Source organism: Pseudonocardia sp., assembly GCF_025465255.1.
Taxonomy (GTDB): domain Bacteria; phylum Actinomycetota; class Actinomycetes; order Mycobacteriales; family Pseudonocardiaceae; genus Pseudonocardia.
Map to the genome: position 1 here is coordinate 67,465 of NZ_JAODNI010000206.1, position 22,139 is coordinate 89,603.

The 22,139-nt window shown below is 74.0% G+C and carries 19 protein-coding genes; 12 read left to right on the top strand and 7 right to left on the bottom strand.

The genetic code is table 11. The features are described from left to right. Positions 1–93: 93 nt before the first annotated feature. Positions 94–1,509, top strand: a complete 1,416-nt coding sequence (locus JWP64_RS25360) for an RNB domain-containing ribonuclease (RefSeq protein WP_297502076.1) — start codon at positions 94–96, stop codon at positions 1,507–1,509. Here JWP64_RS25360 and JWP64_RS25365 read toward each other — a convergent pair. Then, complete coding sequence (locus JWP64_RS25365; RefSeq protein WP_297502079.1) at positions 1,493–2,056, bottom strand: nitroreductase; 564 nt, start codon at positions 2,054–2,056, stop codon at positions 1,493–1,495. The genes JWP64_RS25360 and JWP64_RS25365 overlap by 17 nt on opposite strands. Before the next feature lie 156 nt (positions 2,057–2,212). Between JWP64_RS25365 and JWP64_RS25370 the strand changes: the two genes are divergently transcribed. Continuing rightward, positions 2,213–3,328 carry a glutamate-cysteine ligase family protein gene (locus JWP64_RS25370; protein WP_297502083.1) on the top strand — a complete coding sequence of 372 codons (1,116 nt, stop codon included), beginning with the start codon at positions 2,213–2,215 and terminating at the stop codon, positions 3,326–3,328. A 154-nt stretch (positions 3,329–3,482) separates the two neighbouring features. Here the strand turns inward: JWP64_RS25370 and panB are convergent, their stop codons facing one another. Then, positions 3,483–4,343, bottom strand: a complete 861-nt coding sequence (gene panB, locus JWP64_RS25375) for a 3-methyl-2-oxobutanoate hydroxymethyltransferase (protein ID WP_297502086.1) — start codon at positions 4,341–4,343, stop codon at positions 3,483–3,485. A gap of 213 nt (positions 4,344–4,556) precedes the next feature. Here panB and JWP64_RS25380 point away from each other — a divergent pair, with 213 nt between their 5' ends. Next, on the top strand, positions 4,557–6,158 hold the full coding sequence (locus JWP64_RS25380; protein ID WP_297502089.1) for an alpha/beta hydrolase: 1,602 nt from the start codon (positions 4,557–4,559) through the stop codon (positions 6,156–6,158). A gap of 90 nt (positions 6,159–6,248) precedes the next feature. Beyond that, the gene (gene glnA, locus JWP64_RS25385) at positions 6,249–7,592 is read left to right on the top strand and encodes a type I glutamate--ammonia ligase (protein ID WP_297502092.1); all 1,344 of its coding nucleotides are present in this window, start codon (positions 6,249–6,251) and stop codon (positions 7,590–7,592) included. 51 nt (positions 7,593–7,643) lie between these two features. On the opposite strand, the gene JWP64_RS25390 is transcribed toward glnA, so the two are convergent. Further along, positions 7,644–8,246, bottom strand: a complete 603-nt coding sequence (locus JWP64_RS25390; RefSeq protein WP_297502095.1) for a hypothetical protein — start codon at positions 8,244–8,246, stop codon at positions 7,644–7,646. Positions 8,247–8,384: 138 nt separating this feature from the next. On the opposite strand from JWP64_RS25390, the gene JWP64_RS25395 reads away from it, so the two are divergent. Together JWP64_RS25395 and JWP64_RS25400 are read left to right on the top strand one after the other, a co-directional pair. After that, the gene (locus JWP64_RS25395) at positions 8,385–8,762 is read left to right on the top strand and encodes a DUF6027 family protein (RefSeq protein ID WP_297502098.1); all 378 of its coding nucleotides are present in this window, start codon (positions 8,385–8,387) and stop codon (positions 8,760–8,762) included. Between the two features lie 32 nt (positions 8,763–8,794). Beyond that, a complete protein-coding gene (locus JWP64_RS25400) occupies positions 8,795–11,839 on the top strand; it encodes a bifunctional [glutamine synthetase] adenylyltransferase/[glutamine synthetase]-adenylyl-L-tyrosine phosphorylase (protein WP_297502101.1) in 3,045 nt (1,014 codons plus the stop codon). Positions 11,840–11,911: 72 nt separating this feature from the next. Here JWP64_RS25400 and JWP64_RS25405 read toward each other — a convergent pair whose 3' ends face one another. Beyond that, a complete protein-coding gene (locus JWP64_RS25405; protein ID WP_297502104.1) occupies positions 11,912–13,006 on the bottom strand; it encodes a DUF5685 family protein in 1,095 nt (364 codons plus the stop codon). Positions 13,007–13,121: 115 nt separating this feature from the next. Here JWP64_RS25405 and JWP64_RS25410 point away from each other — a divergent pair, with 115 nt between their 5' ends. Beyond that, complete coding sequence (locus tag JWP64_RS25410) at positions 13,122–13,409, top strand: hypothetical protein (RefSeq protein WP_297502107.1); 288 nt, start codon at positions 13,122–13,124, stop codon at positions 13,407–13,409. A 39-nt stretch (positions 13,410–13,448) separates the two neighbouring features. On the opposite strand, the gene JWP64_RS25415 is transcribed toward JWP64_RS25410, so the two are convergent. Continuing rightward, complete coding sequence (locus JWP64_RS25415; RefSeq protein ID WP_297502110.1) at positions 13,449–13,949, bottom strand: hypothetical protein; 501 nt, start codon at positions 13,947–13,949, stop codon at positions 13,449–13,451. Beyond that, positions 13,946–14,341, bottom strand: a complete 396-nt coding sequence (locus JWP64_RS25420) for a MerR family transcriptional regulator (protein ID WP_297502113.1) — start codon at positions 14,339–14,341, stop codon at positions 13,946–13,948. Before JWP64_RS25420 ends, JWP64_RS25415 begins: the two co-directional genes overlap by 4 nt. On the opposite strand from JWP64_RS25420, the gene JWP64_RS25425 reads away from it, so the two are divergent. The 5 genes from JWP64_RS25425 (at position 14,340) to JWP64_RS25445 (ending at position 21,176) form a co-directional block, all read left to right on the top strand. Next, positions 14,340–15,146, top strand: coding sequence for a M50 family metallopeptidase (locus JWP64_RS25425; protein ID WP_297502116.1), 807 nt, complete (start codon positions 14,340–14,342; stop codon positions 15,144–15,146). The two genes, JWP64_RS25420 and JWP64_RS25425, sit on opposite strands and share 2 nt — an antisense overlap. Before the next feature lie 31 nt (positions 15,147–15,177). Then, a complete protein-coding gene (locus JWP64_RS25430; protein ID WP_297502119.1) occupies positions 15,178–15,606 on the top strand; it encodes a nitroreductase/quinone reductase family protein in 429 nt (142 codons plus the stop codon). Between the two features lie 148 nt (positions 15,607–15,754). Continuing rightward, a complete protein-coding gene (locus tag JWP64_RS25435; protein WP_297502122.1) occupies positions 15,755–19,645 on the top strand; it encodes an efflux RND transporter permease subunit in 3,891 nt (1,296 codons plus the stop codon). A 92-nt stretch (positions 19,646–19,737) separates the two neighbouring features. Beyond that, a complete protein-coding gene (locus JWP64_RS25440) occupies positions 19,738–20,175 on the top strand; it encodes a heme-binding protein (RefSeq protein WP_297502125.1) in 438 nt (145 codons plus the stop codon). A 38-nt stretch (positions 20,176–20,213) separates the two neighbouring features. Continuing rightward, positions 20,214–21,176, top strand: a complete 963-nt coding sequence (locus JWP64_RS25445; RefSeq protein ID WP_297502167.1) for an EamA family transporter — start codon at positions 20,214–20,216, stop codon at positions 21,174–21,176. On the opposite strand, the gene JWP64_RS25450 is transcribed toward JWP64_RS25445, so the two are convergent. After that, the gene (locus JWP64_RS25450; RefSeq protein ID WP_297502127.1) at positions 21,112–22,131 is read right to left on the bottom strand and encodes a 2-oxoglutarate and iron-dependent oxygenase domain-containing protein; all 1,020 of its coding nucleotides are present in this window, start codon (positions 22,129–22,131) and stop codon (positions 21,112–21,114) included. The two genes, JWP64_RS25445 and JWP64_RS25450, sit on opposite strands and share 65 nt — an antisense overlap. Positions 22,132–22,139: the final 8 nt, after the last annotated feature.

Consider the following 22,139-nt stretch of genomic DNA (forward strand, 5'->3'; position numbering starts at 1 on the left):
TGGGGTCGGAGTTGGGCGGCCGGGGCGGGCCCACGGTAGCGCGCGTGATCTCCGGCCCGTGCCGTTGCCCGGCCGCGCTCCTATCCTTCGCCCGTGGTGACCCCGCGAACAGCCCGCCCCGACTTCGCCGCCGTCCGGGCCGAGTTCGACCTCCCCGCGGCCTTCCCACCCGACGTCCTCGCCGAGGCGGCGGCCGTCGAGCCGGTCACGGCGGGTCCGGACCGGGTCGACGCCACGGACGTCGAGCTGGTGACGATCGACCCGCCGGGCTCGAAGGACCTGGACCAGGCGGTCGGGATCGCGCGCACGGAGCGGGGTTTCGTCGTGCACTACGCGATCGCGGACCTGGGTGCGGTCGTCGAACCCGGGGGCGCGCTCGACGCCGAGGTCCGCCGCCGCGGGCAGACGCTCTACCTCCCGGACGGCTCGGTCCCGCTGCACCCGCCGGTGCTGTCCGAGGGGGCGGCGAGCCTGCTGCCGGACGGCGACCGCCCGGCCGTCCTCTGGCGGATCACCCTCGACGAGGCCGGCGAGGCCCGGGACGTGCAGGTCCGACGCGCGATGATCCGCTCCCGCGTGCAGCTGGACTACGCGGGCGTCCAGGCCGACGTCGACGCCGGCTGCCCGCTGCCCGCCGCCTTGGCCGCCCTGCCGGAGCTGGGCCCGCTGCGGCGCGCGCTGGCCGTCCGCCGCGGCGCGGTCGAGCTGGAGCTGCCGGAGCAGGAGGTCGTCCGCAGCGGCGACGGGTGGACCGTCGAGGTGCGGCGGCGGAGCGCCGTAGAGGACTGGAACGCCGAGATCTCGCTGCTCACCGGCATGTGTGCGGCCAGGATGATGCTCGACGCGGGGGTGGGCCTGCTGCGGACGTTGCCGGTGCCGGACCCCGCCGACGTCGCCGCGCTGCGCCGGACCGCGCTGGGGCTCGGGGTCGCGTGGCCGGAGGGTGCGGCTCCCGCGGAGGTCTTGGCAGGACTGCGTTCGACGGCGCTCGGGGACGGCTCGGCCCTCGCGCTCGCCCTCCGCCGCGCAGCCACGTCGCTGCTACGGGGTGCGGGGTACAGCTGGTTCGGGCCCGGTCAGGCTCCGCCGGAGGACTCCGGCCACGGCGGCATCGGGGCGCCGTACGCGCACGTCACGGCTCCGTTGCGGCGGCTCGGCGACCGGTTCGGCAGCGAGCTCTGCCTGGCGATCGCGGCAGGTGAGGACCCGGCGCCCTGGCTGCTCGACGCCCTCCCGACGTTGCCGGGTCTCCTCTCGGCCTCGGAGGCACGGGCGGGCCAGGTCGAGCGCGCCTGTATGGACCGCACCGAGGCCGGCCTGCTCGCGGACCGGGTTGGCGAGGAGGTCGAGGTGATCGTGCTGCGGGCAGAGCCGGGCGAGGTCTACCTGCCTGAGCCGCCGGTCATGGCCCGCTGCGACGGCACGCTGAAGGCGGGCGAGACGGTCGGGGTCCGGCTCGTCGAGGCCGACCCGCCGACCGGTCGCGTCCGGTTCAGCGCAGGTACGTGACGGGGAGCGGGAGGTTCGGGCGAGGGGCGGGGGCCGAACCGGCCGGCGTGCCGAGGTAGACCCAGCCCGTGACGGTCTCCTCCGCGGTCAGGCCCAGGTGCGCGCGGACCTTCGGGGCGTCGCCGTACCAGCCCGTCCGCCAGATCGCGCCGAACCCGGCCAGGTCCGCGGCCAGGACGAGCCCGTACGCGACGGCCGCGGCGGACGCGTGCTGCTCCCACTGGGGGACCTTCGCGTGCGCCACCGGCGACGCCACGACCACCACGACCAGCGGCGCCCGCAGCGGCTTGGTCCGGCTGTGCTCCAGCTGCTCCGGGGTGGCCTCCGGCGCCCGCTCGGCGTGGGCCGCGGCGAACGCCTCGCCGAGCGGGCCGCGCGCGGACTCGTCGACGACGACGAACCGCCAGGGCCGCAGCCGTCCGTGGTCGGGTGCGCCGGCGGCGACGGCGAGGAGCTCGGTGAGCTCGCCGGGTCCCGGGGCGGGCGCGACCAGCCGGGGACGCGAGCGGCGCTCACGCAGCGCATGCAGGAGATCGCGATCCGTCACGGCGTCAACCCCTTTCACCCTGTTCCCTCGGACACGGCCCGTCGTGGTTCCGGTGAGGCTAGCCTTTTCTCCGGCGACGCCGCCGTCCCGCTCCGGTGGCGTCGGCGGCGAGGCCCAGTTTCCGAGTGATCCAGCACTTCACCGAGCGGAGGAGCCGTGGCGGGAGATCCCGACGGCGTGCGGTTCGGCATCGAGCACGAGCTCGCCTTCCTGCGGGGGGACGGGGCGTTCGCGGACTTCACGAACACCACGTTCACCGAGCTGCAGGACATCGTCGACGCGTTGCCCGAGGACCCGGCGGACTACCCGGACCTGCGCGTCGGGGACCAGGGGATCAAGCTCAAGCGCTGGTACGTCGAGGGGTTCGAGCGGTTCGACGACGCCGGCCGGCTGCTCCGGTGCGACCCCAAGGGCATCGAGGTGCGGACCCGCATCCACTCCTCGATCGACGACGCGGTGGCCGCGCTCGAGCGGGACGTCGCCGCTCTGGAGGTCGAGGCGCTGGCCCGCGGGCTGGTGCCGTTCGCGATCGGCTTCAACCCCGTCCGGTCGGCCTACCCGATCGTCCCGGAGCTCAACGAGTGGGAACGCGTGCACCGGACCGGCTCGCCGGAGGAGCGCACGGCGCACCTGCACATGGTGACCCACGGGCCGGACCTGAACCTCTCCTTCCCGGACATGGACGCGGCCGGGCTGGTCGACGCCGCCGCGAAGCTCACCTTCTACAGCCCGTTCCTCGTGCCGCTGTCGTTCTCCTCGCCGTTCCGGGACGGGCGGCCGTGGGGCGGGCTGTCCGCGCGGACGGCGATCCGTACCGGAGCCCGGCCCGCCGCGATGGCGTTCCTCGCCGGCGCCGAGGGGCAGGTCGGGTCGGACCCGTCATTGACGCAGGTCGCGCGGCTGCCCGCGGAGATCGGCCGCATCGAGTTCAAGGCCTTCGACGCGTGCGCCGACCCCGCGCTCTACGGCGAGCTGCTCAGCCTGCTCACCGGCCTGCTCCTGGACGACACGCTGCTCGGCCGCCGGATCACCCCGGACGCGGCCGTGCACCGGCAGGTCGCGATCGCCGGGCTCCGGGACCCGGAGGTGCACGCCCGCACCGGCGAGCTGATCGACGCCGCCGAGCGGGCGCTCGCGGAGCGGCCGGAGGACCTGGACCGGCTCGTCGGGCTGCGGAAGCGGTGGGCGGCCCGGGAGTGCCCGGCCACGGCGATGCTCGCGCGGTACGAGTCCGGGGACCCGGGAGTGCGCCTGGGAGCCCACATCGCCTGAAGCCCGCGGAGCCCGCGCCCCGCACGGTCCGAGACCCCGACTCGCGGAGGTCTGGACCTGTGCCCGCGAGTCGGCATCTCGAGCCGCGCGAGTCGCGCTGTGGGGCCGGGCGAGTCGCGCTGTGGAGCCGCGCGAGTCGGGGTCCGGGTTCGGCTCAGGAGTACGAGTGGTCCGAGTCCGGGTACTCGCCGCCTCGCACCTCGGCGCCGAAGCGGCGGGCGGCGTCGAGGAGGATCCCGCCGACGTCCGCGTAGGGCTTCACGAACCTCGGCTTGCGGCCCCGGTTCATCCCGGCCATGTCCGACCAGACCAGAACCTGCGCGTCGCAGTCCGGGCCGGCGCCGATGCCGATCGTCGGGACGTGCAGCTCGGCGGTGACCCGCTTCGCGACGTCCGCCGGCACCATCTCCAGGACGACCGCGAACGCACCCGCCTCCTGCAGCGCGAGGGCGTCCTCGACGAGCCGGTCCCCGGCCTCGCCGCGGCCCTGGATCCGGAACCCGCCGAGCGCGTGCTCGCTCTGCGGGGTGAAGCCGAGGTGCGCCATGACCGGGATCCCGGAGCCGGTCAGGGCCTCGACCTGCGGGACGAACCGCGCCCCGCCCTCGAGCTTGACGGCGTGCGCGCCGCCCTCCTTCAGGAACCGGAACCCGGTCTCCAGGGCCTGGCCGGGGGAGATCTGGTAGCTGCCGAACGGCAGGTCCGCGACGACGAGGGCGCTCCGGGCGTTCCAGGCCACGGCCCGGACCAGCGGCATCAGCTCGTCGACGGTCACCGGGAGGGTGTTGTCGTAGCCGAACACGTTGTTGCCGGCCGAGTCCCCGACGAGCAGGACCGGGATCCCGGCCTCGTCGAAGATCTCCGCGGAGTAGCGGTCGTAGGCGGTGAGCATCGGCCAGCGCTCGCCGCGCTGCTTCATCTCCAGCAGATGGTGGATCCGGACGCGCTTGGGCCGCGCGGCCGTCCGGTAGGGGGCTTCCTCCACGGGGGCAGCCTTGTCGTTCGCAGACGTCATCGTCCGTCCTTCCCTGCCTCGAGGCCCGCTCGGCGGGTCCCCGGGTCGTTGCGGGTAGTGCCGGCTCCTCGCGGAGCAGGCGAAGGAAGCCTGACACCCGCGGCGGCGCGATCCCAGCGTCGGCGACGTACTTCACAGAGGCGGGTGACCCTGCGGCCGCACGATCCGGCGCGCCCGAGGTGCGCTCCGCGACCACGCTGGCATGCTGACGGGGTGTTGTCTCGCCGTCGCTCCTCGCCCTGGATGTTCGCCGTCTCGCTCGGAGCGGTCGCCGCAGTGCTCGCCGCCGCGTGCGGCTCCGGCACCACCACCCGGAGCACCCCGGTCAACGAGGTCGCCGCCTCCGATGCGCCGACCCCGGACCTGGCCCGCTACTACGGTCAGCAGCTGTCCTGGGGTCCGTGCGGTCCCTTCTCGAAGACCGCGGACAGCGCGCAGGCGTTCGCGGACCCGAAGTACGACTGCGCGAACCTCGAGGTCCCGCTCGACTACGCGAAGCCGGACGGGGACACCGCGAAGCTCGCGGTCATCCGGCAGAAGGCCACCACCGGGCCCAAGATCGGTTCGCTGCTGTTCAACCCGGGCGGGCCGGGCGGCTCGGGCACCGAGTACCTGCCGGCGGTCAGCAAGCAGGTCGGCACGGGGACGCTCGCGCAGCGCTTCGACCTGGTCGGGTTCGACCCGCGCGGAGTCAGCGCCAGCACCCCGCAGCTCGACTGCCTCACCGACAAGGAGCAGGACGAGGAGCGGGCCAAGGTCTTCGCGGACCCGTCGCCCGCCGGCGTCGCGGCGGCCGAGGCGGACGCGAAGTCCCAGGCGGACCGCTGCTCCGCGCGGATGGGGAACCAGGTGCTCGGCAACGTGGGCACCCGGGACGTCGTCAAGGACCTCGACGTCCTGCGGGCCGTCCTGGGCGACGAGAAGCTCAGCTTCTACGGCTACTCGTACGGCACCCAGATCGCCTCGGCCTACGCGGAGGCCTTCCCGCAGAACGTCCGCGCGCTGGTGCTCGACGGCGTCGTGGACCCGCGGCAGGACTACGTCGAGTCCTCGATCAAGCAGGCGGCCGGGTTCCAGCAGGCGTTCGACGCGTTCGCGACGTGGTGCACGACCCAGGCCAACTGCCCGCTCGGCACGGACCCGGCCCGCACCACGCAGACGTTCAACGCGCTGGCCCAGCGGCTCATCACCACGCCGATCCCGTCCGGGGACCCGGCGCGCCCGCTCAGCTTCAACGACGCCGTCCTCGGCGTGACGCAGGCGTTGTACGTGCGCCAGCTGTGGCCCGCACTCGCCCAGGGGATCTCCGGCATGGCCACGAACGACGGCGCCCTGCTGATGACGCTCGCGGACATCTACTACTCGCGCGGCGGGGACGGCAAGTACTCGAACTCGATCGAGGCCTTCACCGCGATCAGCTGCGTGGACAACGGCGGGGTGAGCGACCCGGCCCGGGTCAAGGAGCTCACCGACGGCGTCTACGCGGCCGCCCCGTACCGCTCCACCGGCAAGGGCCCCGTCGAGGCGCGGGAGACGTGCGCGTTCTGGCCCGTCCCGCCGACGTCGACGCCGCACACGCCGCACGCGCCGGGCATCCCGCAGACGATGGTCGTGTCCGTCACCGGCGACCCGGCGACGCCGTACCGGGCGGGTGTCGACGTCGCGAAGGACCTCGGCAGCACGCTGATCACGGTGAACGGGACGCAGCACACCGCGGGTCTGCAGGGCAACAAGTGCATCGACGACAAGCTGACCGCCTACCTGGTGGATCCGGCGACGAAGCAGCAGCCGGCGACCTGCACCGTCAGAACCTGACCCCCGGATCACCCGCCGGGTGAGTGGTTCGGCGCACGTCGAGCAGCGACGAAACATCGCTGTAACACGGCGTTCCTAGGCTCCCTGCCCATGGACCGCCAGCAGGAATTCGTGCTGCGCACGCTCGAGGAACGCGACATCCGATTCGTTCGGCTGTGGTTCACCGACGTGCTCGGCTACCTCAAGTCGGTGGCGGTTGCCCCCGCGGAGCTAGAGGGGGCGTTCGCCGAGGGCATCGGCTTCGACGGTTCCGCGATCGAGGGCTTCGCGCGCGTGTTCGAGTCGGACATGGTGGCGCGCCCCGACCCGTCGACGTTCCAGGTGCTGCCCTGGGAGACCGCCAGCGGTGAGCACTACTCGGCGCGCATGTTCTGCGACATCGCCATGCCGGACGGATCGCCGTCCTGGGCGGACCCGCGGCACGTGCTGCGCCGCGCGCTGAGCAAGGCCGGCGAGGCGGGCTTCACCTGCTATGTCCACCCCGAGATCGAGTTCTACCTGCTCCGGGACCTGCCCGCGGACGGCACGCCGCCGCTGCCGGCGGACCGTGGCGGCTACTTCGACCAGGCCAGCCACGACGTCGCCCCGCACTTCCGGCGCAACGCGATCGAGACGCTGGAGTCGATGGGCATCTCGGTGGAGTTCAGCCACCACGAGGGCGGCCCCGGCCAGCAGGAGATCGACCTGCGCTACGCGGACGCGCTCACCATGGCGGACAACATCATGACCTTCCGCTACGTCGTGAAGGAGGTCGCGCTCACCCAGGGCGTGAAGGCCTCCTTCATGCCGAAGCCGTTCACCGAGCACGCGGGCTCGGCCATGCACACGCACTTCTCGCTCTTCGAGGGCGACCGCAACGCCTTCCACGACCCGACCGACCCCTACGAGCTGTCCGAGACCGGCAAGGCGTTCGTCGCCGGCGTGCTGCGGCACGCGCGCGAGATGAGCGCGGTCACGAACCAGTGGGTGAACTCCTACAAGCGGCTGATCACCGGGGGCGAGGCCCCGACGGCCGTCTCCTGGGGGCACGCGAACCGGTCCGCGCTGGTCCGGGTACCGATGTACTCGCCCGGGAAGTCGTCGACGCGGCGGGTGGAGGTGCGGACGCTGGACAGCGCCTGCAATCCCTATCTCGCCTTCGCGGTGATCCTGGGCGCCGGCCTCACCGGCGTGCAGAAGGGTTACGAGCTGCCCGCCGCCACGGAGGACGACGTCTGGTCGCTCACCGAGACCGAGCGGCGCGCGCTGGGCTACGAGGCGCTGCCGCAGAACCTCACCGAGGCGCTCTCGGCGATGGAGCACTCGGAGCTGGTCGCCGAGATCCTCGGCGAGCACGTCTTCGACTTCTTCCTGCGCAACAAGCGTGCGGAGTGGGACGCCTACCGCCGCAACGTCACGCCCTACGAGCTCTCGACGTACCTCCCGGTGCTGTGAACCTGTGCGTGGAAGTCGTCGCCCCGGCGACGACTTCCACGCACGAGTGGGTCAGCGCGGGCCGCGGAGGAAGTCCATCCCGGCCCGCAGGGCGGCGACCCCGTCGATCGTCGACGTGCCGAGGGTGCGCACGTCCGCGTCCGTCGTCCCCGCCGTCGTCTCCCGGACGGCCGCGCGCAGCTCGGCGGCGACGTCGCAGAGCTGATCGGTCCACGTCGCGGCCTCCGGCAGGGCGGTCTCGACGCGGGCGGGGTCGGGGTCGTCCTGCAGACTCCGCAGGTACGTGTCCAGGCCCGCGGCGAGCCGCCGGAGCTCCAGGTACTGGTCCTGAACGGTCGCGGAGACGAGCGCGTGCTCCTCGGCCGGGGCGAACTGGCGTTCCGTCGCGGTGACGGCGGCATCGAGCCTGCGCCGCAGATCGACGGCCCGGCGCTGCGGACCCTCGGGCAGGCGCAGCGCCGCGAACTCGGTGCGGGCCCGGTCGAGGCGGTGGGACTGCGCGCCCGCGAAGGACCGCGCGCGCCGCCAGATCCGGCGCAGCACGAACGCCAGGACCAGCGCGAACACCAGCAGCACGCCGCCGAGGACCGCGAGCGCGGTCGGGCTCAGCAGCAGCTGGAAGAGGATGTCCCCCCCGGGCAGGTCACCGTCCACGTCGCCCAGGATACGGACCTACCGGACACTCGCCGTGAAATCGCACCGATCGACGCGAATCCGGTGGCTCGCCGGCTGGCCGCGAGCCCCGGTTCGCCGGGGGCCTGCTCTCCTAGGACAGACCCTAGTCTCGGGCACGTGGAGCAACCGACGGTCACCCTCGAACGCTGGACCGGCCCCTGGCCCGACGACGACCCGGACGCCAACTTCAAGGCCGAGGTCGCGGACTACACCCGCCTGGACCCCCTCGAGACGCTGCGGGGGCTCAGCGCGCACACCGGCATCCCGGTCGGCGCGCTCGTCCGCTACGTCCTGGCCCGCTTCGCGACGACCGGCTCAGGCGGCCTGCTCGAGCTCGGGCCCGCGATGGTCCACCGCCTCTGGGCGCCGATCGCCGAGGCCGAGGAGACGGGCACGGACGACGCCCGCCTCGCCGCCTACCGGGCGCTGTCCGCGCAGCTGAGCTGGCTGCGATTCCCGCTCCTCGAACCCGACACCTACCCGAACGCTCCGTAACGCCGCCGTCATCCGGCAGTATCTTCACCATCGTGGCGGAACGCACCGGAACGTCTCTGGCCCGGCTCGGACTCACCGAACCGTGGGCCGAAGCCACGGTGCAGGATCTCGGCTGGTGGGCGACGGACCGGCCGGTCACCGGCGCGGCGGACATCATGTGGGCCCTGGCCCGCAGCCCCGACCCGGACCTGGCCCTGCGCCAGGTCGAGCGGCTCGCGAAGGCCGCCCCGGACTGGAAGGCGATCGACCGGGAGCTGCGCACGGACGTCGGCCTGCGTGGGCGGCTGTTCGGGCTGCTCGGCGCGTCGACCGCGCTCGGCGACCATCTGATCGCCAACCCGGGCCGCTGGTCCCTGCTCGCCGACGGCCCCACCCGCCAGGACCCGCCCCCGGACCTCGAACGGCGCACCGCGAACCTGCTGCGCGCCGTCGGCGCCGATCCGTCGCTCCCGCCCGCCGGTTCCCCGGGAGGGGCGCGGGCCCAGCTCACCGGGGCCGCCGCCGTCGTCGCCCTGCGGACCGCCTACCGCGACGAGCTGCTCGGCCTCGCCGGCGCGGACCTGGCCGCGGTCGGCGAGCCGTCCCTGCCGGTCATGGAGGTCGAGGAGGTCGCCTCGCAGCTTGCGGACCTGGCGTCGGCCGCGATGCGCGCCGCGCTCGCCGTCGCCGTCGAGGAGACCCAGCCCGACGACGACGTCCGGCTGGCGGTCATCGGCATGGGCAAGTGCGGCGGGCACGAGCTGAACTACGTCAGCGACGTCGACGTGATCTTCGTCGGCGAGGGCGATCTGCAGACCGCGACGAAGATCGCGAGCCGGGTCATGCGGATCGCGGGAGAGGCCTGCTTCGAGGTCGACGCCAACCTGCGCCCCGAGGGCCGGCAGGGCGCGCTGGTCCGCACGCTGGACGGGCACGTGGGCTACTACAAGCGGTGGGCCAAGACCTGGGAGTTCCAGGCCCTGCTCAAGGCGCGGCCGATCGCCGGGGACCCGGACCTCGGCCGGCAGTACGCCGAGGCCGTGGCGCCGATGGTCTGGAGCGCCGCGGACCGCGCGGACTTCGTCGTGGACGTGCAGGCGATGCGCCGCCGGGTCGAGGAGCACGTGCGGCCGGACCTCGCGGAACGCGAGCTGAAGCTCGGCCGGGGCGGGTTGCGGGACGTCGAGTTCGCCGTCCAGCTGCTGCAGCTGGTGCACGGCCGCACGGACGAGACGTTGCGCTCGCCGTCGACGCTGGACGCGTTGGCGGCGCTCGCGGAGGGCGGCTACGTCGGGCGGGACGACGGCGCCAACCTCGCCGCCTCCTATCGCTTCCTGCGGCTGCTCGAACACCGGCTGCAGCTGCAGCGCATGCGCCGCACCCACCTCCTGCCCGCCCCCGACGACACGGACGGGCTGCGCTGGCTCGCCCGCGCCGCGCGGCTGCGTCCGGACGGGCGGCACGACGTCGTCGGCGTGCTGGTGGCGGAGTGGACGCGCAACGCGCGCCGGGTCCGCCGGCTGCACGAGAAGCTGTTCTACCGGCCGCTGCTCGCGGCCGTCTCCCGGCTGCCCGCATCCGCCGTCCGGCTGTCCGAGAAGGCCGCGGTCGCGCGGCTGGGGGCACTCGGCTGGGCCTCCCCGGAGGGCGCGCTCGGGCACCTGCGGGCGCTGACGAGCGGGGTCTCGCGGGCCGCGTCGATCCAGCAGACGCTGCTCCCGGTGCTCCTCGACGAGCTGGCCGTCAGCCCGGACCCCGACCGCGGGCTGCTGGCCTACCGCCGGGTCTCCGAGGCGCTCGCCAGCACGCCCTGGTACCTGCGGCTGCTGCGCGACGAGGGCGCGGTGGCGCAGCGTCTGATGCAGCTCCTCGGGACGTCGTCGCTGGTCCCGGACCTGCTGACGCGTGCACCCGAGGTGCTGCGGATGCTCGCCAGCCCGAACGCCGGGCAGGCGGACGAGCTGCAGCGGGACCCGGCGGAGGTTGCCGCGTCCCTGCGCACGACCGTCGCCCGCCAGCCCGACTTCACCGCGGCGGTCGCCAGCGCGCGCTCGCTGCGCCGGCACGAGATGCTGCGCGTCGCGTGTGCGGACCTGCTCGGGCTGCTGTCGGTGGAGCAGGTGTGCGCGTCGCTCAGCTCGGTCTGGGTCGCCGTGCTGCAGGCGACGCTGGACAGCGCGATCAAGTCCGTTGCGGCGGGCGGGCACGTCCCGGCACGGATCGCGGTGATCGGGATGGGCCGGCTCGGCGGGGCGGAGCTGGCGTACGGCTCCGATGCGGACGTCCTGTTCGTGTGCGAGGCGGACCCGGCCGATCCCGACGTCGACCCGCACGAGGCGGACCGGGACGCGGTGAAGTTCGCGACGACCGTCGTCGAGACCGTGCGCCGCGGGCTCGGGTCGCCGAGCCCGGACCCCGCGCTGGTCGTCGACGCGAACCTCCGGCCCGAGGGCCGGTCGGGGCCGCTGGTGCGGACCCTGGCGTCCTACCGCGAGTACTACGCGCGCTGGAGCGAGCTCTGGGAGGCGCAGGCGCTGCTGCGCGCCGACCCCGTCGCCGGAGCCGCGGACCTGGGCCGGCGGTTCATGGAGCTCGTCGACCCGATCCGGTATCCCGCCGACGGGCTCGCCGAGAAGTCCGTGCTGGAGATCCGCCGGATCAAGTCCCGGGTCGACGCCGAGCGGCTGCCCCGCGGCGCGGACCGCGGCACCCACACCAAGCTCGGGTACGGCGGGCTCGCGGACGTCGAGTGGACCGTGCAGCTCCTCCAGCTGCAGCACGCGGGGGACGTCCCCGAGCTGCGCACGACCTCCACGCTCGAGGGGCTGCGGGAGGCCGTCGAGGCCGGCCTGATCGGTAAGGACGACGCCGCGGAGCTGCGGGCGGGCTGGGAGATGGCGACCCGGGCGCGGAACGCGATCATGCTCGTCCGCGGCAAGCCGGGGGACCAGCTGCCCCGCTCCGGCCGGGAGCTCGCCGCGATCGCCGCGTCCATGGGCTACCCCGCGGACGGGGACCCGGGCGTCTTCCTCGACGACTACCGCCGGGCCACCCGGCGCGCCCGCAGCGTCGTCGAACGGGTCTTCTACGGCTGGTGACCCCTGTGCGCGCGGAGCCTCGCTAGAACGAGGATCCGCGCACACGACCCCGGGTGAGCTGCGGAGACGCGGTCAGCAGTCGCAGTCGCAGCAGTCGCCGTCGCAGCCCGAGCAGCCGTCGGTGCAGCTGCAGCACCCGTCGCAGCCGTCGCCGCCCCCGCTGTCACCGCTCCCACGGCACCAGCCCTGCCGGCGCTCGCCGGTCCACGGGTCCGGGTAGGTGTCGCTGCAGCAGATCTGGCAGGTGCAGAAGAGGCCGACGGCGACGCCGCAGCCGGTGACGAGGCCGCGCTGCTTCCCCCGCTGTGTCCCGGTGTCCGGCTCCGCATGCGCGAACGCGTGGCCCACGGCCCGGTCCAGCTCGTGCACCAGCAGCCGGTGCGCCAGGGTCCCGTTCGCCCACTCGACCTCACGCAGGGCGAGCTTCACCCCGAGGGTCGCGTCGTCCGCCAGCCGGCGCGCGGTGGCGAGGTCGGTGCCGGTCTCGGCGAGGGGGTTCCACGCTCCGGCCGCGTGGTCGGCGGGCAGGTCCTCGACGGCGTCGAGCAGGTGCGCGAGCCGCCCGAACAGCCGGCCGACCTCGGCCAGCGGAACGGCGTTGTCCGGCCGCCCGGCGAGGACGGCGGTGTGCGCGAACGCCGCGGCCGTCGCGCTCTCCGTCGGCTCGGTCACCGCCAGCAGCGACGACGGGGAGCGCTTCGCCGCGGCCTGCCGTCCGACGGCGTCGAGCAAAACCCCGGTGCCCAGGCCGAGCGCCGCGCCGTCGACGGTCGCGTTCCGGGACCAGCGTCCGGCCAGGCGCTCCGCAGCCTTGGCGAGTGGGCGCCGGGCCAGCACGCCGTCGCCGTCGGCCGCGTGGTCCGCGATCGTCGCCGAGGCCAGGACCAGCGAGACGACGGCGGCGAGTCGGGCACCCTCGCCGGTCGCGACGATCGCGGTGCGCATCCCGCGCAGGGGACACGGGCCGGCCCTGCGCCGGTTCGGGGCCGCGGTGCTCTGCGCGTCGACGAGGACGGAGATGAGCAGGCCGTCGTAGTTCGTGGCGGTGCGGGCCAGCTGGCCGTGGCCGTCGCGCAGCGCGCGGCAGAGGCCGCAGAGGTGGCCGATCCACTCGGTGCGCAACCGCTCGGACAGGCTGTGCCGGCACGGCCGGATCATGCCGAACATGCGGGGAGCCCCTGGCGTCGTTCCATGAACCGCTACTCGTACGAGGGGCCCGGACCGTATCGGTGGCACCGCAACTCTCGTGCTCTGCGCCGGTGCAGGCGCTGGCGTCCCCGGCATGCCCTCCACCGCCGGCGTCGTGATCTTCCTGCTCGCGTCGATGGTGCTCGTGCTGTCCCCGGGCCGAGCGTGCTCCGCCGAGGTCTTCACGGGGATCAAGCTGGCCGGCGCGGCCCATCTCGTGTGGCTCGGCGTCCAGACCTTCCGGCACCGGGGTGACCTGAGCACCGCGCTCGGGACACCGCGCCGGGGCCACGTCACCGGACCGCCTGCGCCGGGTGCGGGGCGCCGGTGGGCCGATGATCATCGCGATGGGCGTCGGCCCGTCGTTCACCGGCCGTCGTGACTAGGGCGCCGGTGTGCGGGAAGTGATGGCCGACCCCACTCACCGCGCACGCAGGGCTGCCGCGAACCACGCGAACGCCGGGACGCTCGACGGGTGCGCGGGCCAGCCGTTGAGCGTCCCGAGCAGCGTCCAGTAGCGCTCCACCCGGCGGTCCGTGAACGTGTCGATCGTGTCCGCGAGCTCCCGGCGGGCGCCCTCGTCGAGGTCCCGGACGCCGATGCGGGCCAGGATGTCGGCCGCCTCCGGTGCGGCGGGGTCGATCCCGGTCGCAACGGCGGTGCTCGCATGCTCCTGGACCGGTGCGGCGTCGAAGGCCGGTGGCTGCTGCCCCGAGGCACCGGCCACCGCCATCTGCCGGACCCGCGCCCTGAACGCCGGGTCCGAGACCAGCTCGGCGAGCTCCACCCAGGCCTCGACCTGCTCGGTCGTCGGATCCTCGGGCAGCTCGGTGGGCATGCTGCGCATCGCTGTGGCGATCCCGGCGCCGGGGGCGTCCGGGTCGGTACCGGCGAACGCGTCGGCGACGAAGTCGTCGATCATGCGCTGCCGCTCGGCGGCGGACAGCCGGGCAGGTCGTTCATCAGGGCGGTCTCCTTCTCGGTGTGCCCGCCCCGGGCGAGCAGCGTGCAGACGGCGCGCTGCACCCGGGGCGAGCGGATGTGGTCGTCGATCGCGCGGACGTGCGCGGTCGCCACCTCGTCGACGGTCCGTCGGCGGAGCAGCACCTCCCGCACGTCCTCGAGGCCCATCCCGAGCTCGCGCAGGGTGCGGACGAGATCGAGCCGGGCCACGGCGGCCGCGTCGTACCGGCGGTAGCCGGAAGGACTCCTGTCGATCTCGGGCAGCACGCCCGTGTCCGACCAGAACCTGATGGTCCGGGCGGGGACGCCGGAGCGGCGGGCGAGCTGTCCGATGGTGAGCAGTGCGGCCATGAGGGGGACCCTGAACCCCTCCAGCAGCTGGAAGGTCAAGCCCCGCAGACCGTGGGAACCGGGATTGGGCACACTGGACGACGTGCCACCGCTGATCGAGAACCTGCCGGACGCGTTCACGGGCGCGTTCGACCAGCTGTCCGCGCGCCCTGCGGAGCTGGCGGCCGCGGCGATCGCGCTGGCAGTCGTGCTGCTGCCGCTGAGCTGGCGGATGACCCGCACCGTCGTGACGATCGCGCACGAGGGCGGGCACGCGCTGGTCGCGGTCCTGGTCGGGCGGGGGCTCACCGGGATCCGGCTGCACGCGGACACCTCCGGGGTCACCCATTCGACGGGCGCGGGACGCGGCCCGGGTGTCGTCCTGATGTTCCTCGCGGGCTACGTCGCGCCGCCGCTGCTCGGGCTCGGCGGCGCCGCGCTCGTCGCCACCGGCAACACCCGGGCTCTGCTGTGGGTCGCACTCGCGCTGCTCGTCGCGACCCTGATCCAGATCCGCAACGCGTTCGGCGCGCTCGCCGTGCTGGTCACCGGGGGAGTCCTGGGACTCGCCGCGGTCTGGGCGCCGCCGGACGTCCGCGCCGGGTTCGCCGCCGCGCTCTGCTGGTTCCTGCTGTTCGGTGGTGTCCGGGCGGTCCGGGAGCTGCAGCGCTCCCGACGCCGCACCCGTCGGCACGGCCGCAGGGGCAGCTCGGACGCGGACCAGCTGGCGGGCCTGACGGGGATCCCGGGGGGAATGTGGGCGGCGCTCTTCTGGTTCGTCGGGACGGCGGCGACGGTCACCGCCGCCTGGGTCCTGCTGTTCTGAACGGGGCCCTCGACCACGACGGAGGACATCCATGCCCGAGGACTTCAACGCCCGCGTCATCCGCGAGTTCCGCGAGAACGACGGCAAGGTCGGCCCGCCCTTCGAGGGCGCGCCGATGATCCTGCTGCACCACGTCGGCGCCAAGTCCGGCGCCGAACGCGTGACCCCGCTCATCTACTTCCCCGAGCCGGACCACTACGTCATCGTCGCGTCCGCGGCGGGCGCGCCGTCGCACCCGGCCTGGTACCACAACCTCAAGACCACGCCGGACGTCACCGTCGAGCTCGCCACGGACTCCGGGGTGGACACCTTCACCGCGCACGCCGAGGAGATCACCGGCGACGAGCGGGACGCGCAGTGGGACAAGATCGTCGGCCGTAACCCGGGCTTCGGCGACTACGCGAGGAAGACCGAGGGCATCCGCACGATCCCGCTCGTCGCACTGACCCGCGCCGCCTGACGGGCCTCGGGCATGGTGTGTGTCACACCGTGCCCGTCTCGCCGCCTTCCGGGCGGGAGGGCTCAGGAGATTCTCAGCGGTGTTCACGGAAGTCTCGGACGAGCACTGTTGAATCGGGCTCCCGTTCCCGTTCCGGAAGGCCCGCCACATGACCTGGCTCGCCCGGCTCAGCCTGCGCAACCGCGCCGTCGTCGGGCTGGCCACCGTCCTGCTCGTCGTGTTCGGCGTGCTCAGCACCACCTCGTTGCGCCAGGAGCTCTTCCCGTCGCTGGACGTGCCGGTGGCCACCGTCGCCACCACGTACCAGGGCGCCTCACCGGAAGCGGTCGAGGAGCAGGTCACCACGCCGATCGAGCAGGCGGTCGGGCGGATCACCGGGGTCACCGGCACCACGTCGACCAGCACGAACGGCTCGTCGGTGGTCACGCTGAACCTCGAGTACGGCACGAACACCGACGACCTGACCTCCCAGCTCCAGCGCGCCGTGCAGGGGCTGGCGCTGCCCGCCGGGGTCACCCCGCAGGTCGTCACCGGCGGGATCGGGAACATCCCGGTCGTCCAGCTCGCGGTGTCGTCGAACCTCCCGCAGGAGCGCGTGGCGGACATCCTCCGGACGGACGTGCAGCCACTGCTGGCCGGCGTCGACGGGGTCTCGGACGTGACGCTCACCGGGATCACGACGTCCCAGGTCACCCTCGCGCTCGACCCCGCCGAGGCGGCCGCCCGGGGCGTCTCCGTGCAGGGGATCTCCACGTTGCTGCAGGCCAACGGCGTGCGGGTGCCCGCAGGCCAGCTCTCCCCGGACACGAACCCGCTGACCGTCGAGGTCGGCACCCCGATCACCTCGGTCGAGGCGCTCGCGGACCTCTACCTGAGCTCGCCCGGCGGCCCGGTCCGGCTCGGTGACGTCGCCACGGTCACCGAGGCGCCCGCGCCCGCCACCGGCTACACCCGCACCAACGGCGTGCCCAGCGTCGGCGTCGGCGTCGTCAAGGCCGAGAACGCCAACACCGTCGCCGTCTCCCACGACGTGCAGGACCTGCTGCCCCGCATCGTGGACGCCCTCGGCGGATCGGGGCAGAACGCGCAGGTCACGGTGGTGTTCGACCAGGCGCCGTTCATCGAGCAGTCCGTCGAGGACCTCACCACCGAGGGCCTGCTGGGGCTCGCGTTCGCCATCATCGTGATCCTGCTGTTCCTGCTGTCCGTGCGCGCGACGCTGGTGACGGCGGTGTCCATCCCGCTGTCCGTGCTGATCGCGATGATCGTGCTGGACCTGACGGGCGAGACGCTCAACATCCTCACCCTCGGCGCGCTCACCGTGGCGATCGGCCGCGTGGTGGACGACTCGATCGTCGTCATCGAGAACATCTCGCGGCACCTGAGGCCCGGACTGCCGAAGGCCGCCGTCGTGCGCACGGTGATCAGGGCCGTCCGGGAGGTCGCCGGCGCGATCACCGCGTCCACGGTCACCACGGTGGCGGTCTTCGCCCCGATCGGCCTGGTCGGCGGCCAGGTCGGGGAGCTCTTCCGGCCCTTCGCGGTGACGGTCGCGGCGGCGCTGCTCGCGTCGCTGGTCGTCTCGCTGACCGTGGTGCCGGTGCTCGCGTCCGCCGTGCTGCGGCGGAAGCAGAAGAAGGGCGCCCCCGTCCCCGCGGCCGAGGAGCACGAGAAGCGCACCTGGCTGCAGCGCGGCTACCTGCCGGTCCTCCGCGGCTCGATCGGGCATCCGGTGATCTCGCTGGTCGTCTCCGTGCTGATCCTCGGCGGCACGCTCGCCCTCGCCCCGCAGCTCACCACGAACTTCATCGGCGACGCGGGCGGGGACACCGTCTCGGTCAGCCAGGAGATGCCGCCCGGCACGGCGCTGCCGCAGGCGGACGCCGCGGCGAAGCGTGTCGAGACGGTCCTGACCGGGGACGAGGACGTGGCGAGCTACCAGGTGACCGTCGGGTCCAGCGGCGGCACGTTCGGCCCGCCCGGCCGCTCGCTCAGCGCCACCCGGTTCTCGATCACCCTGCGGGACGGCGCGGACGCCACCGCCGTCCAGGACAACCTGCGCGCCCGGTTCGCCGCGCTCGGCGGGGAGGACCAGGTCGGGCAGCTCACCGTGTCCGGCGGCCAGGGCGGCTTCGGCAGCAACAACCTCTCGGTCGCGGTCCGCGCGGACGACCCCCAGGTCCTCGCGCAGGCCGCGGACCAGGTGCAGCAGGCGGTCGCCGGGATCGCGGGGGTCAGGGACGTCCGCAACGACCTCGCCGCTGCCCAGCCGACCGTCGAGGTGAGCGTGGACCGCGCGAAGGCGGCCGCCGCCGGGCTCACCGAGGCCCAGGTCGGGCAGCTCGTGGCGGCCGCGCTGCGCGGCAGCCCGGTCGGCACGCTGAGCGTCGACGGGGTCACCCAGAACGTCGTCGTCCGCACCGGGGACGCACCCGCGGACGTCGCGGCCCTGAGCGCGCTGCCGCTCGGCCGCGGCACCCTCGCGGACGTCGCCACGGTCACCGAGACCAGCACCGCCCCGAGCATCGGGCACACGGACGGCGCCCGGAGCGCGCAGATCACCGCGCGACCCACCGGGGACGACGTCGGCGCCGCCACCACCACCCTGCGCACCACGCTGGACGGGCTCACCCTCCCGGCCGGGGCGACGGCGGAGATCGGGGGCGTCAGCACCCAGCAGGACGACGCGTTCGCCCAGCTCGGGATCGCGCTGCTCGTCGCGATCGCGGTCGTCTACCTGGTGATGGTGCTGACCTTCCGCAGCCTCGTGCAGCCGCTGATCCTGCTCGTCTCGATCCCGTTCGCGGCGACCGGCGCGATCGTGCTGCTCCTGGCCACGGGCACGCCGCTGGGGGTGCCGGCGCTGATCGGCATGCTGATGCTGGTCGGCATCGTGGTGACGAACGCGATCGTGCTGATCGACCTGGTCAACCAGTTCCGCCGGGACGGGCGCGGACTGCGGGAGGCGGTCCTGGAAGGGTCCGCGCAACGCCTGCGGCCCATCCTGATGACGGCGGTCGCGACGATCTTCGCGCTGCTGCCGATGTCCCTCGGGCTCACCGGCGGCGGGGTGTTCATCTCCCAGCCGCTCGCGATCGTCGTGATCGGCGGTCTGATCAGCTCGACCCTGCTGACGCTCGTGCTCGTCCCGGTGCTCTACACGCTGGTGGAGCGGCTGCGGGCGCGCCTGGGGAGGCGGGATCCGGAGGCGCCGCTCGCTGCCGAGGACGAGTCCGACAACCTGGCGCCGTCCGCGGCCGGAACGCCGATCGACGCCACTACTGCAGGGTGGATCGCGCCGGCGGCGGGCGCCGTGGGCGTTGGGGTCGCAGGGAACGGGCACGACCGCACGCCCCGCCACGCCGCGGCACACGAGCGGGCCACGGAACCTCAGCCTCAGGCCGCACCGGGCTGGGGCGGGGCCGCTCAGCCCGCATCGAGCGAGCCCGCACCGGGCCAGGTCGCACCGAGCCGGCTCGCACCGGGCCAGGCGCCGGCCGAGCTCCCCCCGACCCGGCCCGGCCTCGTCGGGAGCGTCCTCGGCGGCACCGGACAGCCCGTGCCGGGTGCCTCGGTCGTCGTGTTCGACGGGGCCGGCAACCAGGTCGCCTCCACCGTGTCCGGCCCGGACGGCCGCTACCGGATCACCGTCCCGGGGCCGGGCGAGCACCTCGTCGTCGGCTACGGCGAGGCCGGCAACCCGGTCGCGGAGCGCGTGCGGATCGGTGGCCTGCCGCAGCGTCACGACATCCGCCCCGCCCGGACGGCCCAGCAGGGCGGGACCGTCGACGGCGTCGTGCACGCCGGTCCGCACCCGGCGCCGGACATCGTCACCACGCTGCTGGACGGGCGCGGCACGGTCGTCGGCACCGCCCGGACCGGTCAGGACGGCACGTTCCGCTTCACCGGGATCGCGCCGGGGGACTACACGGTCACCGCGCACGCCGAGCAGCCCGGCGTCCGGTCGGTGCGGGTCGGCGAGCACCGTCCGGTGTCGGTGGAGCTGTCCGTCGGGGTCCCGCAGCCCGGCCGCCGCTGAGGCGGTCACGGTGTCCCACGCCCTCGGACCGGCGCCGGCGGACCGCCTCCCACTGATCGCGTCGGAGGGCCCGCCGTGAGAGGCTCGCGGCCGTGACCATCTCCTTGGAGCAGGCCCAGACCGTCGTCGCGGCAGCGTTGTCGCACGGCACGGAGCAGGGGCTCAAGCCGCTGACCGTCGCCGTCCTCGACCCGGGCGGCGCGATCGTCGCCCTCGCCCGTCAGGACGGGTCCGGCTACATGCGCCCCGATCTCGCCGTCGCCAAGGCGAATGGCGTCCTGGCCCTCGGCATGACCAACCGGGCGATCGCCGCGCGTGCCGCGGACTCCCCGGAGTTCTTCACCTCCGTCGCCACCCTCGCCGGCGGCAAGATCCTCTCCGTGCCGGGCGGCGTGTTCGTCCAGGACACCGGGGGCACGCTGCTCGGCGCCGTCGGCGTCACCGGGGACCTGTCCCTGAACGACGAGGCCGCGGCCGTCGCGGGGATCGAGGCGGCCGGTCTGGTCCCCGTCACCGGAGCCGAGGACTGAGCACAGCGGTCCGGGCCTCGTCGTCGGCGGGGCTCGTCCTGGCCGTCGTCTCGGCGGTCTCGTTCGGCACGTCGGGCCCGCTCGCCAAGGCCCTGATCGACGCCGGCTGGTCGTCGGCCGGGGCGGTCCTGGTGCGGGTCGGCGGCTCGGCGTTCGTGCTGCTGATCATGCTGGTGGTGCTGCGGCCCGGCGTCCTCGCGGCGCTGCGGGCCGACGCGCCCGCGTTGCTGCTCTACGGCGTGCTGGCCATGGCCGGGGTGCAGGTCGCGTTCTTCAACGCCGTCCGCTACATGCCGGTCAGCATCGCGCTGCTGCTGGAGTACCTCGGCCCGGTGCTCGTGGTCGCCTGGGTGTGGGTGGTCCGGCGGCAGCCGCCCGGGACGCGGACGCTGGCGGGCGGGGTGATCGCGCTCGTCGGGCTGTCGTTCGTCGTCGAGATCTGGACGGGGGGCGGGCTGGACCCGGTCGGCGTCGCCTGGGGGCTCGTCGCGGCCGTCTGCCAGGCGTCGTACTTCCTGCTCGCGGACCGTGCGGGCTCGTCGACGCCACCGCTGGTGCTGGCCGGTGTCGGGATGACCGTCGGAACCGTCGTCGTCGCGGTGCTCGGCACCGTGGGGCTGTTGCCGCTGGTCGTCGACCCGGCTGCGGGCCCGGTCGTCCTGGCCGGTGCCGACTTCGGCTGGCCGCTCGCCGCCACCCTGCTCGTCCTGGTCTCGACGGTCGTCGCCTACCTCACCGGGATCGCCGCGATCGCCAGGATCGGCGCGGCCCGCGGCTCGCTCGTGGCGCTGCTGGAGGTGGTGGCGTCCGCGATCGGGTCCTGGCTGCTGCTCGGCGAGGTGCCCGGCATGGTCCAGCTGTTCGGCGGCGTGCTGATCCTGACGGGCGTCGCCCTGACCCGTGGCCGTCCCGCCGCGCCCCGCTCAACTCGACGGATCAGCCCAGCAGATCCGCGTGATGACGCGCCGCCACCTCGGGATGTGAGCGAAGCCAGCCCTTGAGCGCGTTGTCCCCGAAGCGGGGGAGCAGCGCGTTGTGCTCGGTCTCGGTGACGCCGGGGGCGTGCGCCGCGAGCTCGGGGGTCAGCGGGACCGGGTCCAGGGTCGCGTCCAGGCGCGGCGACCAGAAGAAGCCGATCGACTGCCGCGTCGTCGCCGGCGCGCACGGCAGCACCCGGTGGACCGTCGCCACCAGGTAACCGTGGGTGGCGACCTCCAGCATCTCCCCGACGTTGACCACGAGCGCCCCGTCGAGCGGCGGCACGTCGACCCACTCGCCGGAGCGCGACGGCCGCGCCTGCAGCCCGCCGGTCGAGTCCTGCAGGAGCAGCGTGAGGAAACCCCAGTCAGCGTGCGGCCCGACGCCCTGGGCCTGCAGATCCTGGTCCTGGACGCCGACGTAGCGGATCAGCTTGCCGAACCAGTGCGGGGCGCCGGCGAACACGGCGTCGAAGTGGGTCTCGGGGAGGCCGAGGGCCGCGGCGAGCGCCCGGGTCAGCTCGGTGCCGACGCCGGACAGCAGCTCCGCCCAGGCCAGGACCTTCTCGCGCAACTCCGGCAACGACGCTTCGGGCCACTGGTTGGGACCCTCCAGCAGGCGGTAGGTCGCGTCCCACTCGTCGCGGGGGAGCGGTGCCTGCTCCGGGGCGAAGTCCAGCTGCTCGCGGGCGTCCGGGCGGCCGGCGGTGATCTCGTGGCCCAACCGGGTGTACCCGCGGAAGTGCGGCGACGCCCGGTTGTCCAGAGCCAGGCGATCGGCCAGCGGGAGGGCGAAGAAGCGGCGGGTGACGTCCGCGAGCTCGTCGACCTGGCCGGCGTCGGCGCCGAAGTCCGTGAGCTGCAGGAACCCGACCTCGTGCAGCGCTCGCCTCAGCTCGTCCAGGAACTCCGGGACGAACCGGCCGTCCGGGGTGCGGGCGTCGGTGAGGCGCAGGACCGGGATCGCGATGTCGGCCATGGCGTCCA

Coding starts and splice junctions, on each gene's coding strand:
- JWP64_RS25405 (WP_297502104.1), bottom strand. CDS start 13,006: ATGTTCGGCATGATCCGGCCGTGCCGGCACAGCCTGTCCGAGCGGTTG.
- JWP64_RS25425 (WP_297502116.1), top strand. CDS start 14,340: ATGAGGGGGACCCTGAACCCCTCCAGCAGCTGGAAGGTCAAGCCCCGC.
- JWP64_RS25450 (WP_297502127.1), bottom strand. CDS start 22,131: ATGGCCGACATCGCGATCCCGGTCCTGCGCCTCACCGACGCCCGCACC.
- JWP64_RS25415 (WP_297502110.1), bottom strand. CDS start 13,949: ATGATCGACGACTTCGTCGCCGACGCGTTCGCCGGTACCGACCCGGAC.
- panB (WP_297502086.1), bottom strand. CDS start 4,343: ATGACGTCTGCGAACGACAAGGCTGCCCCCGTGGAGGAAGCCCCCTAC.
- JWP64_RS25410 (WP_297502107.1), top strand. CDS start 13,122: ATGCCCTCCACCGCCGGCGTCGTGATCTTCCTGCTCGCGTCGATGGTG.
- JWP64_RS25435 (WP_297502122.1), top strand. CDS start 15,755: ATGACCTGGCTCGCCCGGCTCAGCCTGCGCAACCGCGCCGTCGTCGGG.
- JWP64_RS25430 (WP_297502119.1), top strand. CDS start 15,178: ATGCCCGAGGACTTCAACGCCCGCGTCATCCGCGAGTTCCGCGAGAAC.
- glnA (WP_297502092.1), top strand. CDS start 6,249: ATGGACCGCCAGCAGGAATTCGTGCTGCGCACGCTCGAGGAACGCGAC.
- JWP64_RS25420 (WP_297502113.1), bottom strand. CDS start 14,341: ATGGCCGCACTGCTCACCATCGGACAGCTCGCCCGCCGCTCCGGCGTC.